We start from the raw sequence: 15,025 nt of genomic DNA on the forward strand, positions 1-15,025 counted from the left end.
ACCGACCACGCAGCGGTTGGTGAACTTCTGGCATCTTCTGTGAAACCGGCCACGGGACCGAGGCGGAAATGCCTGCGGGATCGGTACGGCGTAGCCTGGGAACCGTCCAGTCCGCGCTCCTAATCGGGCGCGAGGGACACACCGCGTGCCACACAAACCCGCGTGAAAGAGGCGATTACCGGCCGTGTCGACCCAGCAGACTTCGCAGGAGAACCCACTAGCGGGTTTCGGCCCGAATGAGTGGATCGTCGAGGAGATGTACCAGCGCTACCTCGCCGACCCAACGAGCGTCGATTCGGCCTGGCACGACTTCTTCGCCGACTACCGGCCGGCGCCCGGAGCGGCCACCCCACGGGGGGCCGAGTCGTCGGACAAGCCGGCCGCCGCTCCCGAGCCGGACGGCCAGCCGGAGGCAGCCGCCAAGGTCAGCCAGCCGAGCGCCCCCGCGAAGACGGCGAGCACGCCGGCCGACGCGAAGCCGGCCACCACCCAGTCGGCGCCGGCCAAGCCCGCCGCCGCTGCTCCGGCCGCGCCCAAGGCCGCGCCGGAGAAGGCCGAGCCGGCCGCCAAGGCCGCCGCGCCGACCGCGGACGGTCCGCAGACCACGCCGCTGCGCGGGGTCGCCGCGAAGATCGTCCAGAACATGGACGCCTCGCTGAGCGTGCCCACCGCGACAAGCGTCCGCGCGGTCCCGGCGAAGCTGCTGGTCGACAACCGCATTGTGATCAACAACCACCTCGCCCGGGGGCGTGGTGGCAAGGTCAGCTTCACCCACCTGGTGGGGTACGCGATGGTCCGGGCGCTGGTCGCGCACCCGGAGATGAACAACTCCTTCGCCGAGGCCAACGGCAAGCCGGCGGTGGTCCGTCCGGCGCACGTCAACCTCGGCATCGCGATCGACCTGGCCAAGCCGGACGGCAGCCGCAACCTGGTGGTCCCCTCCATCAAGGGCTGCGAGCAGATGGACTTCCGGCAGTTCTGGCAGGCGTACGAGGACGTGGTCCGGCGGGCGCGGCGCAACGAGCTGACCATGGAGGACTACTCCGGCACCACGATCTCGCTGACCAACCCGGGCGGCATCGGCACCGTGCACTCGATGCCGCGGCTCATGCAGGGGCAGAGCGCGATCATCGGCGTCGGCGCGATGGAGTACCCGGCGCCCTACCAGGGCATGTCCGAGGCCACCCTGGCCGAGCTGGCCGTCAGCAAGATCATCACGCTGACCAGCACGTACGACCACCGGATCATCCAGGGCGCGCAGTCCGGCGAGTTCCTCAAGGTCATGCACGAGCTGATCCTGGGCGAGCACGGCTTCTACGACCAGATCTTCACCGCGCTGCGCATCCCGTACGAGCCGGTGCGCTGGATGCGCGACGTGGCGGTCAGCTCCGAGGGCCAGATCAACAAGACCGCCCGGGTGCACGAGCTGATCCACGCCTACCGGGTGCGCGGTCACCTGATGGCCGACACCGACCCGCTCGAGTTCAAGATCCGCAAGCACCCGGACCTGGACGTTCTCCAGCACGGGCTGACCCTGTGGGACCTGGACCGGGAGTTCCCGGTCAACGGCTTCGCCGGCCGGCAGCGGATGAAGCTGCGCGAGATCCTGGGCGTGCTGCGCGACTCGTACTGCCGACGGGTCGGCATCGAGTACATGCACATCCAGGACCCGGAGGAGCGGCGCTGGGTCCAGGAGCGCATCGAGCGCAAGTACGAGAAGCCGTCCGCCGACGAGCAGAAGCACGTGCTCAACCGGCTCAACGCCGCCGAGGCGTTCGAGACCTTCCTGCAGACCAAGTACGTGGGCCAGAAGCGGTTCTCGCTGGAGGGCGGCGAGTCGCTGATCCCGCTGCTCGGTGAGGTCCTGGAGTCCTCCGCGGAGAGCGGCCTGGACGAGGTCGTGATCGGCATGGCCCACCGGGGTCGGCTCAACGTGCTGGCCAACATCGTCGGCAAGCCGTACGAGAAGATCTTCTCGGAGTTCGAGGGCCACCTGGACCCGCGCTCCACGCAGGGCTCCGGCGACGTGAAGTACCACCTGGGTCAGAACGGCAAGTTCACCACCCCCGACGGCGAGCACGCGGTCAAGGTGTCGGTGGTGGCCAACCCGTCGCACCTGGAGGCCGTCGACCCGGTGCTGGAGGGCATCGTCCGGGCCAAGCAGGACCGGATCGACCTCAAGCTGGAGGGCTACACCGTGCTGCCGCTGGCGGTGCACGGCGACGCCGCGTTCGCCGGTCAGGGTGTGGTCGCCGAGACCCTCAACCTGTCGCAGTTGCGCGGTTACCGCACCGGCGGCACCGTGCACGTGGTGGTCAACAACCAGGTCGGCTTCACCACCGCCCCGGAGTACAGCCGGTCCAGCCTCTACAGCACCGACGTGGCCCGGATGATCCAGGCGCCGATCTTCCACGTCAACGGCGACGACCCCGAGGCCGTGGTCCGGGTCGCCCGGCTGGCGTTCGAATACCGGCAGACGTTCAACAAGGACGTCGTGATCGACATGGTCTGCTACCGCCGGCGCGGGCACAACGAGGGCGACGACCCGTCGATGTCCAACCCCCAGATGTACAAGATCATTGACTCGAAGCGTTCGGTCCGCAAGCTCTACACCGAGGAGCTGATCGGTCGGGGCGACATCACCGTGGAGGACGCGGAGGAGCTGCTGCGCGACTACCAGGCGCAGCTGGAGAAGGTCTTCAAGGCCACCCGGGACGCCGCCTCCGCACCGCGCCAGCTCAACCGCCCGCGCCGCGAGGAGGAGCCGGAGCCGCAGGTCGACACCGCGACCGACGCGTCCGTGATCAAGGCCATCGGCGAGGCGCACATCAACCTGCCGGAGGGCTTCACCCCGCACAAGCGGATCCAGCAGCTGCTCGACCGGCGGGCCAAGATGTCCACCGAGGGCAACATCGACTGGGGCTACGGCGAGATCATCGCGTTCGGGGCACTGCTGCACGACGGGGTCACCGTCCGGCTCGCCGGTCAGGACTCGCGTCGCGGCACGTTCGTCCAGCGGCACGCCTCGGTCGTCGACTCCCGCACCGGGGACGACTACCTGCCGCTCAAGTCGCTCACCGGCGACGGCGAGCGCTCCCGGTTCTTCGTGCACGACTCGCTGCTCAGCGAGTACGCGGCGATGGGCTTCGAGTACGGCTACTCGGTGGAGAACATCAACGCCCTCGTCGCCTGGGAGGCCCAGTTCGGCGACTTCGTCAACGGCGCCCAGTCGGTGATCGACGAGTTCATCTCGTCGGGTGAGGTGAAGTGGGGCCAGCGCTCCGCCGTCACCCTGCTGCTCCCGCACGGCCACGAGGGCCAGGGCCCGGACCACACCTCCGGCCGGCCGGAGCGGTTCCTGCAGATGTGCGCCGAGGACAACATGCGGGTGGCCATCCCGACCACCCCGGCGAACTACTTCCACCTGCTGCGCCGCCAGGCCCTGTCGCCCAAGCGCAAGCCGCTGGTGGTGTTCACGCCGAAGTCGCTGCTGCGGCACAAGCTCTGCGTCTCCTCGGTGGAGGACTTCACCACCGGCACCTTCCAGCCGGTGCTGCGCGACACGGCAGCCCCGGCGCCGGAGTCGGTGAAGCGGGTGCTGCTCTGCTCGGGCAAGGTCTACTACGACCTGTTCCAGGCCCGGCAGGAGCGCGGCGTCACCGACACGGCGATCCTCCGGATCGAGCAGCTGTACCCGCTGCCGGTGGAGGAGATCCGGGCCGCCCTGGCGCAGTACCCGAACGCGGAGGACTTCGCCTGGGTGCAGGAGGAGCCGGCCAACCAGGGTGCCTGGTCGTTCGTCGCGCTCAACCTGCTGGAGCACCTGACCGACGTACGCCTGCGGCGGATCTCCCGCCCGGCCGCGGCCGCCCCGGCGGTCGGGTCGGCCAAGACCCACGATGTCGAGCAGACCGCGCTGATCGAGGCGGCTCTCCCCCGCCCGTGACCTGACCCGTACCGCGCGAGCCGGGGCAGGGCCGTTTCCCACGGTCCTGCCCCGGCTCGCGTCGGTCCACCCGCCCGGCCACGCGCCGGGCCGAGCACGAGGACGAACCCATGTACTTCACCGACCGTGGCATCGAGGAACTGGTCGAGCGCCGGGGCGACGAACAGGTGACCCTGGAGTGGCTGGGCGAACGCCTGCGCGACTTCGTCGACCTCAACCCCGAGTTCGAGACCCCCATCGAACGCCTCGCCACCTACCTGGCCCGCCTAGACGACCCCGACGACGACGACGCATGATTCCGTTCCACCCCCGGTGATCAAGAGCTTTCGGTCACCATGGGGGCCGGAACTGACGCAAACGTCTTGATCACCGAGTGTGGGGTGGGGGTGGGGTTGTGGCTCGGAGCGTTTATCTGACCAGCGTTGGTTCTGGCGGGGGGAAATCCACCGTCGCTCTCGGGTTGGCCGAACTGTTGTCGCGGCAGGTGGGGCGGATCGGCGTGTTCCGACCGCTGGTCGCGTCCAGCGGCGCGGACCCGATCCTCGCCCTGCTCAGCGAGCGCTACCGGGTCGAGGTGCCGCTCGCCGACCTGGCCGGGGCCACGTACGCCGAGGCGGCGACACTGGTGGCCGACGGCCGGCGTGAGGAGTTGATCTCCGGCGTCGTCGAGCGGTACCGGGCGGTCGAGCGGCAGTGCCCGGCGGTCGTCGTGGTGGGTAGCGACTTCGACGACCCGGGCGACCCGGCCCACCCTCGGGAGTTGGCCTTCAACGCCCGGCTGGCCATCGAGTTCGGCAGTGTCGTGGTGCCGGTGGTGGACGGCTTCGGTCAGGAGCCGACGGCGGTGGCGGCGGCGGTGCGCGGGGCGTACCACGACCTGGCCGACCTGGGCGCGACGGTGCTCGCGGTGATCGCCAACCGGGTGACCGAGCCGATGACGTTGCCGGACCTGCCGGTCCCCGCGTACGCCATCCCGGAGGTACCGAGCGTGTCCGCGCCGACGGTGGCCGAGGTGGCGGCGGCGCTCGGCGCCACCCTGCTGGCCGGGGACGACGCCGCACTCGGCCGGGACGTGCTGGACTTCGTGGTCGGTGCGGCGCATGTGCCGACCCTGCTGGACCACCTCACCGAAGGCGCCCTGGTGATCACCCCCGGGGACCGGGCCGACCTGCTCGTCGCCGCGAGCGCCGCGCACGTGGCCGGGCAGGTGTCGGTCGCCGGTCTGGTGCTCACCCTCGGCGAGCAGCCCGACCCCCGGGTCATGCGGCTGGTGGAGGGTCTGAACACCGGGCTGGCGGTGCTCTCCGTGGGCAGCGACAGCTACGACACGGTGGCCGCGTCCAGCCGGATCGAGGGTCGGCCCAGCGCCGCCAACCCGCGCAAGGTGGAGGCGGCGCTGGGCGCGTTCGAGCGCTGCGTGGACACCGACGACCTGGCCCGCCGGCTGCGGGTCAGCCGCTCCACCCGGGTCACCCCGCTGATGTTCGAGAACGAGCTGATCGACCGGGCCCGTTCGCACCGTCGGCACCTGGTGCTGCCGGAGGGCACCGAGGACCGGATCCTGCGGGCGGCGGAGATCCTGCTGCGCCGTGGGGTGGCCGAGCTGACAGTGCTCGGGCGACCGGACGACGTCGCCCGGCGAACCCGTGAGCTGGGCGTCGACCTCGGCGACGCGAACGTGGTCGACCCGGTCACCAGCGGCTGGCGGGACGACTTCGCTGTCGAGTACGCGCGGCTGCGCGCCCACCGGGGCGTGACCGCCGAGTTGGCGCACGACATCGTGGCGCAGCCCAACTACTTCGGCACGCTGATGGTGGCGACCGGACGGGCCGACGGGATGGTCTCCGGCGCCACGCACACCACCGCCGCCACCATCCGACCGGCGTTCGAGATCATCCGTACCGTGCCGGAGGTCTCGGTGGCCTCCAGCGTCTTCTTCATGCTGCTCGCGGACCGGGTGCTGGTCTACGGCGACTGCGCGGTCAACCGCGACCCGGACGCCGCGCAGCTCGCCGACATCGCGATCTCGTCCGCCGACACCGCCGCCCGGTTCGGCATCGAACCCCGGGTGGCCATGCTGTCGTACTCCACCGGCAGCTCCGGCGCGGGCGAGGACGTGGAGAAGGTCGCCGCGGCCACCGCGCTGGTCCGGGAACGCCGACCCGACCTGCTGGTCGAGGGGCCGATCCAGTACGACGCGGCGATCGACCCGGCGGTGGCGGCGACGAAGCTGCCGGGCAGCCCGGTCGCCGGCCACGCCACGGTCTTCATCTTTCCGGACCTGAACACCGGCAACAACACCTACAAGGCCGTGCAGCGCTCCGCCGGGGCGGTCGCCGTGGGTCCGGTGATGCAGGGCCTACGGCGGCCGGTCAACGATCTGTCCCGGGGCGCGCTGGTGCCGGACATCGTCAACACGGTGGCGATCACGGCCATCCAGGCGGCCACCGAGGAGGCGTCGTGAGTCGGGTGCTGGTGCTCAACTGCGGGTCGTCGTCGGTCAAGTGGCGGCGCTACGACGGCGACCGGGCGCTGGACCACGGAACCGTCGAGCGGATCGGTGAGCCCGGTGGCGGCCCGGCGGACCACGCCACCGCCGTCCGGCAGATCCTCGACGGACTGGACCTGACCGGGCTCGCCGCCGTCGGGCACCGGGTGGTGCACGGCGGCCGGACGTTCAGCGCACCGGTGCTCGTCGACGACGCGGTCCTGGCCGCGATCCGGAACCTGGTGCCGCTCGCCCCGCTGCACAACCCGGCGAACCTGGCGGGCATCGAGGTGACCCGGGCGGCGCTGCCGGACGTCCCGCAGGTCGCCGTCTTCGACACCGCGTTCCACCACACCCTGCCGGAGGCCGTCGCGACGTACGCGATCGACCGGGACGTCGCCGAGCGGTACGACATCCGCCGGTACGGCTTCCACGGCACCTCGCACGCGTACGTGTCCCGCCGCACCGCCGAGTTGCTCGGTCGGCCGTACGACGAGCTGAACACCATCACCCTGCACCTCGGCAACGGGGCCAGCGCCTGCGCGGTGCGAAACGGCCGCAGCGTCGCCACCTCGATGGGTATGTCACCCCTCCAAGGGCTGGTGATGGGCACCCGCAGCGGCGACCTGGACCCGACCGTGATCTTCCACCTCCGCCGGGAGGGTGGGCTGTCGGTCGACGAGATCGACGATCTGCTCAACCACCGCAGTGGCCTGCTCGGGCTGACCGGCGCCAACGACATGCGCGAGGTGCTGCACCGCCGGGCGGCCGGTGACCCGGCGGCGGAGTTGGCCTTCGACGTGTACTGCCGGCGCATCACCGGCTACGTCGGGGCCTACTACGCGCTGCTCGGCCACGTCGACGCGATCGCCTTCACCGCCGGGGTCGGCGAGCACGCCGCACCGGTGCGGGCCGCCGCGCTGGCCGGCCTGGAACGGCTCGGTATCGCCGTCGACGGAGACCGCAACGACGGTACGGGCGACCGGGTGATCTCACCCGACGACGCTGAGGTGAGCGTCTGCGTCATCCACACCGACGAGGAACGGGAGATCGCCCGGCAGACCATGGACGTGGTGGAGGGCGGCTGACCAGCGCCGGGCCCAACCCGGCGCCCCGGTCGGTGGCGCTCCGGTCAGCTCAGCGCGAACCAGGCGACGACGGCCACCACCAGCACGACGACCACCGCACCGACGATCAGGGGGAGCCGGGACGGGGCCTCCGTCGACGCGGCGGCCTCCGGCGTCTGGGAGAAGGCGCGGAACGCCTCGGTGTTGCCGCTGGGGTCGGTGTAGTTCTCAGCCATGCGGGTGACCCTAGCGAAGCTGGTCACGCCGTACCGCCCCCGGCCCGCGTCGTCCCAAGCTGGACCCGGCCGGCTGACGTGACCCGACCGGGTGGCGCGTGCAGCCGGGCCGGACGGTGGGGTGGCTACGCCCACCCAGGCACCTACCGTGGAACGATGGGGGCGGGACGGCTGATCGCCGTGGTGGTGACGGCGTTGTTGGCCGGTTGCGCGGCGGCGCCCCCCGAGGCCGACCAGGCCGACGGGCCGGTGTCGGCGCGTCGAGCGCCCGAGGGGTCGTACGCCGTCGGCGTGCGTACGCTCACCCTCGAACCGCGTTCGGCGCGCCCACTGCCGGTGACGATCTGGTATCCGGTGTCGAGCGACGGAGTGGCGGCGGGGCGGTTCCCGTTGGTGATCTACAGCCACGGGCTGCACAGTCGACCCGACCTGCACGCCGGGCTGACCACCCGCTGGGCGGCGGCCGGTTTCGTGGTGGCCGCGCCCGCGTACCCGCACACCCGGCAGGGTGCCGCCGAGTTCAGCCGGGCCGACGTCCGCAACCAGCCCGCCGACGCCTGGCGGCTGGTCCGGCACCTGGGCCGTCTCGACCGCAAACGCGACGACCCGTTCGGCGGGCACCTGGACCTGACGTCGGTCGCCGCCGCCGGCCACTCGGCGGGCGGCTTCACCACCTCCGGCATGTTCAGCGAGGGGCACCCGGCCCGGTTACGCGCCGGGATCGTCATCGCCGGCGGTGGGCTGCCGGGCAGCTTCGCGGGGCTCGCCGCGCCGGTGCTCTTCGTGCACGGCACCGCCGACGCGGTGGTGCCGCTGACCGTCGGCCGGGCCGCGTACCGGCGCACCAGAGGGCCCGCTGCGTTCCTCAGCCTGCTGGGGCAGGACCACGGCGCGTACCTGACGCCGGGCCACCCGGGTTTCGCCCCGGTCGTCGCCACCACCACCGACTTCCTCCGCTGGACCCTCTACGGCGACCGGGCGGCCGGTGCCCGGCTGCCCGCCGTCGCCCGCTCCCCCGCGACCCGCTACGAGTCCCGCCCGGCCCCCTGAGAGCACCGGCTCTCGACGCCGAGGTGCGCGGGCCGACGTACCCGCGCACCCGCCGGCACGGTGGCCCGGTGGACCAGCTCGCCATCGCCTTCACCGTGGCCCACCCGGCCGTCACCTCGGCGATCATCGGCCCGCGGACCCTGCCGCAACTGGAGGATCTGCTCAAGGGCGCCACGCTCACCCTGGACGACGCGATCCTGGACCGGATCGACGAGATCGTGCCGCCGGGGACGAACCGGTACGACCCCAACGCCGCCTTCCCCCCACGCGCGCTGACCGACACCGCCATGCGACGGCGTCCCCTCATCGAGCGGGCGGCAGCCTGACGCGCGGTGACCGGTCGGGCACACCCCGCCCAAGCCCTCCGGACGACACCGTCGGACAGGGCACAATCGAGTCCATGCCCCGTCGCGTCACTCCCGCACTGCTGGCCGGCACCGTACTTCTCGCCGGTCTGATCGGCTGCTCAGCGGACACCCGCCCGAGCACGGGCGGGCAGACGCCGCCGGCCGAGCCGACGCCCGCCGCCACGCCGACCCCGCAGGTCCCCGCCGGGACCGCCCCGAAGAACACCTTCGCGGTCGGCGTACGCCAACTGAAGCTGGACCGGGACGGCCGTGCGCTGCCGACGACCCTCTGGTACCCGGCGGCCGGGAAGTCCGGCGGCACGGCCAAGCGGTCGGCGGCGGCCGCGGAGGGCCGGTTCCCGGTGGTGATGTTCAGTCACGGCCTGGGTGGACGACCGGAGGACTACGCGGCGCTGCTGACCCGCTGGGCGGCGGCGGGTTTCGTGGTGGCCGCGCCGACGTTCCCGCACACCTCGAAGGGAGCCGACAACAACGTCCTTGACGTGCTCAACCAGCCGGCCGACGTGTCGTACGCGCTGGACCGGGTGTTGGCGCTGGACGGCACGGCCGGCGACTCGCTGCGCGGCCGGTTGGACGGCGAGCGGGTGGCCGCGGCCGGGCACTCGGCGGGCGGGGTGACCACCATCGGCCTGTTCACCGCCGGTCGGGACGAGCGGCTGGACGCGGGCGTCGTGTTCGCCGGTACGGCGCTCGGTGTGGGCACGGCGTTCGCCGGCGCGGCCGCGCCGCAACTGTTCGTGCACGGCGAGTTGGACGAGGTGGTCGAGTACGCGGCAGGCAAGGCCGCCTACGACAAGGTGCCCTGGCCGAAGGCCATGCTGAGCCTGCCCAAGGGCGACCACGGGCGGGCGTTGCTCGGCGACAGCGCCACGCTGCGGGTCGTCTCGGACACGTCGGTCGAGTTCCTCCGCTGGTCGCTCTACGGGGACGCGGAGGCCAGGAAGCGCATCTCCACCGACGCGACGCGTGGTGACATCGCCACCTTCGACGACCACCTCTGACCCCCGCGCCCCGGCCTCCGCGCGCCCGCGCCCCCGCGCCCCCACGCCCCCGCGCCAAGATCCGCGCAACATCAGGGATGTTGCTGCTTCGGCACGCCGGGAGGCAGCAGTTTCCCCGATGTTGCGCGGATCTTGGCACGGACGGCGCGGATCTTGGCGCGGACGGCGCGGACGGCGCGGACGGCACGGACGGCGCGGACGGCGCGACGTGAGCGCGGTGTCAGGCCGTGTGGTCGATGACGATCTTGCCGAAGGCGTCGCCGGAGTGCATCCGGGCGAAGGCTTCCTCGACACGACTGAACGGCACCACGCTGTCCACCACCGGGCGCACCTCGTTGTCGGAGCAGAACGCCAGCAGCTCGTACAGCTCGCCGGGCGTACCCATCGAGGTGCCCAGGATCTCCAACTGCATCGCGAAGACCCGGCGCAGGTTGACCGACGGCTCGTGCCCGGCGGTCGCGCCGGAGACCACGATCCGGGCCATCGGCGCGGCCGACTTCAACGAGTGGTCGAAGGTGGCCGCGCCGACCGTCTCGATCACCACGTCGACGCGTTCCGGCAGCCGGGCGCCGGGCTCCACGGCGGTTGCCCCGAGGGCGGAGATCCGCTCCCGCTTGGCGGCGTCGCGGCTGGTCGCGTACACCCGCTTGCCCATCGCGACGGCGAGCGCGACGGCCGCGGTGGCCACGCCGCCGCCCGCGCCCTGCACCAGCACGCTGTCGGCGTCCGCGACGCGGCCCTTAGTGGTCAGCATCCGCCAGGCGGTGAGCCAGGCCGTGGGCAGGCACGCCGCGTCGGTCGCCGCCATGCCGTCGGGCAGCGGGATCAGGTTCGACCGGGGTACGGCGACCCGCTCGGCGAGCGTCCCGGGGAAGTGTTCGGAGAGGATGGAGACCCCGCGCGGGTCACCCGGGGTGACCACCACCGGGTACAGGACGACGGGGTTCCCCTCCGGGTCCAGCCCGACGGCGTCGCAGCCGAGGATCATCGGCAGTTGGGCCTCGGTGAGGCCGACGCCGCGTAGTGACCAGAGGTCGTGGTGGTTGAGCGAGGTGGCCCGCAACTGCACGGTCACCCAGTCGTCGGCCGGGTGGGTCGGCTCGGGCCGCTCACCGACAGTGAGCGCGGTGAGCGGGTCGGCGTCGTCGAAGCGGGAGGCGAAGGCGGCACGCATGATCGGCACGGTAACAAGCTGAGGGCTCGTTAAGAAGGCTCGCCGCACGGGCCGGAGCGCCCCCGCCCGTGCGTACGCCGTTACCGGCGGGCCACGCCGTCGCGGCGGGCGGCCTCGGCGACCGCCTCGGCCACGGCCGGCGCGACACGCGGGTCGAGCGGAGACGGAACGATCGCCTCGACGGTCAGCGACTCGGCGACCACTCCGGCGATGGCGTCCGCGGCGGCGACCTTCATCGCCTCGGTGATCCGGGTGGCTCCGGCGTCCAGCGCTCCCCGGAACACCCCGGGGAAGGCCAGCACGTTGTTGATCTGGTTCGGGTAGTCGCTTCGACCGGTGGCGACCACCGCCACGTGCCGGGCGGCCACCTCCGGGTGCACCTCGGGCGTCGGGTTGGCCAGTGCGAACACGATCCCGTCGGGTGCCATCCCGGCCACCGCGGTCTCGGGGATCTGACCGCCGGAGACCCCGATCAGCACGTCCGCGTCGCGCAGCGCCTCGGTGATGTCGCCGTGGCGACCGTCGGCGTTGGTGCTCGCCGCCAGGTCGGCCTTGCTGCCGGTCAGGTCGGTGCGGTGCCGACCGATGATCCCCTTCGAGTCGCAGACCACCACCTGGTCGGGGTCGACTCCCCCGGCGATCAGCATCTTCGTCACGGCCACCCCGGCGGCGCCCGCGCCGCTCACCGCCACCCGCAGGTCACCGAGCTTATGGTCGAGCAGGCTGGCGGCGTTGCGCAACGCGGCCAGCACGACGATCGCGGTGCCGTGCTGGTCGTCGTGGAAGACCGGGATGTCCAGCGCCTCGTCGAGGCGACGCTCCACCTCGAAGCAGCGCGGTGCGCTGATGTCCTCCAGGTTGATGCCGCCGAACGACGGTGCGAGCGCCCGCACCGCCGCGACGATCTCGTCGACGTCCTGCGTGTCCAGGCAGATCGGCACCGCGTCCACCCCGGCGAACTGCTTGAACAACACCGCCTTGCCCTCCATCACCGGCAACGCGGCGCGCGGGCCGATGTTGCCGAGCCCGAGCACCGCCGAGCCGTCGGTGACCACCGCGACGGTGTGCGCCGCCCAGGTGTAGTCGTCGGCCAGGTCGGGGTCGGCGGCGATCGCCTCACACACCCGGGCCACCCCCGGGGTGTACGCCAGGGAGAGGTCCTCCCGGCTGGTGAGCGGCACGGTCGAGGCGACGGCCATCTTGCCGCCCCGGTGCAGGAGGAAGACGGGATCAGCGGGGTCCACGGTGGACGAAGACATGGCGGTGACTCCAGGATCTGTCGAGCAGATGTGAGGCGGCGGGCCCGGCCGCGAGGTGGGCGGCGAGCGGTGGCACGCGGCGCGGGGGGTCACCCGGCACTTCCGAGCATAGTGTCGGCACCGCCCCCCGGATGTGAGCAGGGTCATATCCGCCGGCGAGGCACCCGCCCGGGGCGCGGCCAGTAGCGGGCCACCACCCTCCCCCGCACGTCAGCCACCCCGTACGCCCGGGAGTCGTCGGTGATCAGGTCGTTGTCCCCGCGCAGCCACCAGCCGCCGTCCTGAGGTCGGACCGCCCGCTTCACCACCAGCAGTTCGGGACGCGTGCGGAAGACCGCGACCACCACGTCCCCGGGTCGGATCGGGCGGCCGCCGGGGCGCACCAGCACCGCGTCGCCGTGCCGCAGCGTCGGCACCATGGACGGGCCGGTCACCAGGACGGCGGTCAGCGGCCTGTGCAACCGGGTCGCCTCAGCCGGGTGATCGGCGTGCACTGGTTTCACCTCCACCCGGTTCGGGGAGCATTCCCAGGAGTAATGTCGCCTTTGATCATCGCAAACTTCCCATGGAGGATCCCGATGCGACTTCCGCGCATCCTTGCGCCCCGCGTCACCGCGAGCGCTCACTGCGACCTGCCGTGCGGTGTCTACGACCCGGCTCAGGCCCGGATCGAGGCCGAGTCGGTCAAAATGATCTGCGAGAAGTACCAGGCGAACACCGACCCGGAGTTCCGTACCCGGGCCGTCATCATCAAGGAGCAGCGCGCCGAGCTGGTCAAGCACCACCTGTGGGTGCTGTGGACCGACTACTTCAAGCCGCCGCACTTCGAGAAGTACCCGAACCTGCACAGCCTGTTCAACGAGGCCACCAAGCTGGCCGGCGCCAGTGGCGTCAAGGGCAGCCTGGACCCGGCCACCGCCGACAAGCTGCTCGCGAAGATCGACGAGATCTCGAAGATCTTCTGGGAGACCAAGAAGGCATGACCTCGTCGGTCATCCCGACGATCCGGCCGGCACGTCCCGAGGACGTGCCGGCCGTCGTCGCCATGGTGCACGAGTTGGCGGAGTACGAACGCGCCCCGGAGCAGTGCCACCTCACCGCCGAGCAGCTCACCTCGGCCCTGTTCGGTTCCGGTGCGGCATCGGCCGCGCCGAGCGCTCCGGCGCTCTTCGGTCACGTCGCGGTCGACGAGGGCGACGAGCCGATCGGCTTCGCGCTGTGGTTCCTCAACTTCTCCACCTGGGCCGGCGTGCACGGCATCTACCTGGAAGACCTGTACGTGCGCCCGGCCGCCCGGGGCACCGGAGCGGGTCGGATGCTGCTCGCCACCCTCGCCGACATCTGCGTACGACGCGGCTACCGGCGGCTGGAGTGGTGGATGATCGACTGGAACCCGGCCGCCGGCTTCTACGCCTCGATCGGGGCGGAGCAGATGAGCGAGTGGGTGCCCTACCGGCTCAGCGGCGACGCCCTGCGCGAGTTGGCCTCCCAGGCCACCACCGTCGGCACGCGTAGGGGCGACTGACCGGGTAGAGTCCCCGACCGGGGGGATGAGGCGTGACTCAACTGACTGGCCGACCAGCGACCGACGACGACGTGGTGCACCTCACGGTGCCCGCCGACGGCGGTTACCTCGGTGTGCTCCGCACCGCCACCGCCGGTCTGGCGGCCCGGTTGCAGTTCGCCCTCGACGAGATCGAGGATCTGCGGATCGCCGTCGACGAGGCGTGCGCGATGCTGCTCGCCATCGCCACCCGCGACGCCGAGTTGGAGTGTCGCTTCGCCGTCACCGAGGACGCGCTGACCGTCGAGGTGACGGTGCCGACGGTGCGGGGTGCCACGCTCCCGGCCGAGTCGTCGTTCGCCTGGAAGGTGCTCACCGCGCTGACCACCTCAGCGTCCGCCACCGCCGCCGAGGGTCGGGCCACGATCGCCCTGCTCACCCGCCGCTCCGGCGGCTACTGACCGGCTGCCCTGCCACTGACCGACCCGGCACCGGCCCGGTCACTCGAAGCCGAGGGCCCGGGTCGTCGGAGGGCTGACCAGCAGCCAGCCCACGCCCAGGCCGAGCGCCATCAACGGCACGCCCAGCCAACCCAGCCCACCCTGGATCATGAACCACCCGATCGGCAGCAGCATCAGCTGGAGCACGATCGCGGGGGCCCGTGCGCCGGCCTGACGGCGCAGCAGCGCCCGGCCCAGCGCCCAGAGCACCACCGCCGCCCCGATGGCGAACACGGTCACCAGCAACGCCGACAGGAGGTCGGTGGTGGTGGCGGTGAGGTCGGCCCAGATGAGCCAGACCGCGATCAGTCCGACGACAGCCGCCTCCGCCCACAGCAGCCGGACCGCCCAGCGGAGCGTGACGGGAATCGGGGCCGAGTCGATGGTCACGCGCGCCACGATACCCGGGCTGCCGGGAGGTACAGTGCCGCC

Annotated in this window: 15 protein-coding genes; 10 read left to right on the forward strand and 5 right to left on the reverse strand. The window is 71.9% G+C overall.

Annotation, left to right across the window (positions count from 1 at the left end; genetic code table 11):
• Nucleotides 1–184 precede the first annotated feature (184 nt).
• The 4 genes from O7616_RS00170 (at nucleotide 185) to O7616_RS00185 (ending at nucleotide 7,522) form a co-directional block, all read left to right on the forward strand.
• Nucleotides 185–3,946, forward strand: a complete 3,762-nt coding sequence (locus tag O7616_RS00170; protein WP_282305149.1) for a multifunctional oxoglutarate decarboxylase/oxoglutarate dehydrogenase thiamine pyrophosphate-binding subunit/dihydrolipoyllysine-residue succinyltransferase subunit — start codon at nucleotides 185–187, stop codon at nucleotides 3,944–3,946.
• A gap of 110 nt (nucleotides 3,947–4,056) precedes the next feature.
• The gene (locus O7616_RS00175; protein ID WP_121653181.1) at nucleotides 4,057–4,242 is read left to right on the forward strand and encodes a DUF6104 family protein; all 186 of its coding nucleotides are present in this window, start codon (nucleotides 4,057–4,059) and stop codon (nucleotides 4,240–4,242) included.
• Between the two features lie 98 nt (nucleotides 4,243–4,340).
• Nucleotides 4,341–6,410, forward strand: a complete 2,070-nt coding sequence (gene pta, locus O7616_RS00180; RefSeq protein ID WP_282305150.1) for a phosphate acetyltransferase — start codon at nucleotides 4,341–4,343, stop codon at nucleotides 6,408–6,410.
• Nucleotides 6,407–7,522, forward strand: coding sequence for an acetate kinase (locus O7616_RS00185; protein WP_282305151.1), 1,116 nt, complete (start codon nucleotides 6,407–6,409; stop codon nucleotides 7,520–7,522). Before pta ends, O7616_RS00185 begins: the two co-directional genes overlap by 4 nt.
• Before the next feature lie 44 nt (nucleotides 7,523–7,566).
• On the opposite strand, the gene O7616_RS00190 is transcribed toward O7616_RS00185, so the two are convergent.
• Entirely contained in the window at nucleotides 7,567–7,737 is a 171-nt protein-coding gene (locus O7616_RS00190) for a hypothetical protein (RefSeq protein ID WP_282305152.1), read from the reverse strand.
• 156 nt (nucleotides 7,738–7,893) lie between these two features.
• On the opposite strand from O7616_RS00190, the gene O7616_RS00195 reads away from it, so the two are divergent.
• The 3 genes from O7616_RS00195 (at nucleotide 7,894) to O7616_RS00205 (ending at nucleotide 10,156) form a co-directional block, all read left to right on the forward strand.
• Nucleotides 7,894–8,787 (forward strand): alpha/beta hydrolase, encoded by an 894-nt coding sequence (locus O7616_RS00195; protein ID WP_282305153.1) that lies wholly within the window; start codon nucleotides 7,894–7,896, stop codon nucleotides 8,785–8,787.
• Nucleotides 8,788–8,810: 23 nt separating this feature from the next.
• Complete coding sequence (locus O7616_RS00200; RefSeq protein WP_282305154.1) at nucleotides 8,811–9,113, forward strand: aldo/keto reductase; 303 nt, start codon at nucleotides 8,811–8,813, stop codon at nucleotides 9,111–9,113.
• A gap of 74 nt (nucleotides 9,114–9,187) precedes the next feature.
• Nucleotides 9,188–10,156 carry a chlorophyllase gene (locus O7616_RS00205; RefSeq protein WP_282305156.1) on the forward strand — a complete coding sequence of 323 codons (969 nt, stop codon included), beginning with the start codon at nucleotides 9,188–9,190 and terminating at the stop codon, nucleotides 10,154–10,156.
• A 220-nt stretch (nucleotides 10,157–10,376) separates the two neighbouring features.
• Here the strand turns inward: O7616_RS00205 and O7616_RS00210 are convergent, their stop codons facing one another.
• From O7616_RS00210 to O7616_RS00220, 3 genes are all read right to left on the reverse strand, one after another.
• Nucleotides 10,377–11,339, reverse strand: coding sequence for a zinc-binding dehydrogenase (locus O7616_RS00210; RefSeq protein WP_282305157.1), 963 nt, complete (start codon nucleotides 11,337–11,339; stop codon nucleotides 10,377–10,379).
• A 71-nt stretch (nucleotides 11,340–11,410) separates the two neighbouring features.
• Nucleotides 11,411–12,589: an NADP-dependent malic enzyme gene (locus O7616_RS00215; protein WP_282305158.1), complete on the reverse strand. Its 1,179-nt coding sequence runs from the start codon at nucleotides 12,587–12,589 to the stop codon at nucleotides 11,411–11,413.
• Between the two features lie 143 nt (nucleotides 12,590–12,732).
• The gene (locus O7616_RS00220; RefSeq protein WP_282305159.1) at nucleotides 12,733–13,083 is read right to left on the reverse strand and encodes a S24/S26 family peptidase; all 351 of its coding nucleotides are present in this window, start codon (nucleotides 13,081–13,083) and stop codon (nucleotides 12,733–12,735) included.
• A gap of 84 nt (nucleotides 13,084–13,167) precedes the next feature.
• Here O7616_RS00220 and sodN point away from each other — a divergent pair, with 84 nt between their 5' ends.
• From sodN to O7616_RS00235, 3 genes are read left to right on the forward strand one after another with little or no spacing between them, the layout of a single operon-like run.
• Entirely contained in the window at nucleotides 13,168–13,572 is a 405-nt protein-coding gene (gene sodN, locus O7616_RS00225; RefSeq protein WP_282256833.1) for a superoxide dismutase, Ni, read from the forward strand.
• Nucleotides 13,569–14,114, forward strand: coding sequence for a GNAT family N-acetyltransferase (locus tag O7616_RS00230; protein ID WP_348773845.1), 546 nt, complete (start codon nucleotides 13,569–13,571; stop codon nucleotides 14,112–14,114). Before sodN ends, O7616_RS00230 begins: the two co-directional genes overlap by 4 nt.
• Before the next feature lie 32 nt (nucleotides 14,115–14,146).
• Entirely contained in the window at nucleotides 14,147–14,554 is a 408-nt protein-coding gene (locus O7616_RS00235) for an ATP-binding protein (RefSeq protein ID WP_282256831.1), read from the forward strand.
• 39 nt (nucleotides 14,555–14,593) lie between these two features.
• On the opposite strand, the gene O7616_RS00240 is transcribed toward O7616_RS00235, so the two are convergent.
• Entirely contained in the window at nucleotides 14,594–14,983 is a 390-nt protein-coding gene (locus O7616_RS00240) for a hypothetical protein (protein WP_282305160.1), read from the reverse strand.
• Nucleotides 14,984–15,025: the final 42 nt, after the last annotated feature.

It is taken from the genome of Micromonospora sp. WMMD964 (assembly GCF_029581455.1).
In the GTDB taxonomy this organism is placed as follows: Bacteria; Actinomycetota; Actinomycetes; order Mycobacteriales; family Micromonosporaceae; genus Micromonospora.

Coding starts and splice junctions, on each gene's coding strand:
- O7616_RS00175 (WP_121653181.1), top strand. CDS start 4,057: ATGTACTTCACCGACCGTGGCATCGAGGAACTGGTCGAGCGCCGGGGC.
- O7616_RS00190 (WP_282305152.1), bottom strand. CDS start 7,737: ATGGCTGAGAACTACACCGACCCCAGCGGCAACACCGAGGCGTTCCGC.
- O7616_RS00195 (WP_282305153.1), top strand. CDS start 7,894: ATGGGGGCGGGACGGCTGATCGCCGTGGTGGTGACGGCGTTGTTGGCC.
- O7616_RS00205 (WP_282305156.1), top strand. CDS start 9,188: ATGCCCCGTCGCGTCACTCCCGCACTGCTGGCCGGCACCGTACTTCTC.
- O7616_RS00215 (WP_282305158.1), bottom strand. CDS start 12,589: ATGTCTTCGTCCACCGTGGACCCCGCTGATCCCGTCTTCCTCCTGCAC.
- sodN (WP_282256833.1), top strand. CDS start 13,168: ATGCGACTTCCGCGCATCCTTGCGCCCCGCGTCACCGCGAGCGCTCAC.
- O7616_RS00230 (WP_348773845.1), top strand. CDS start 13,569: ATGACCTCGTCGGTCATCCCGACGATCCGGCCGGCACGTCCCGAGGAC.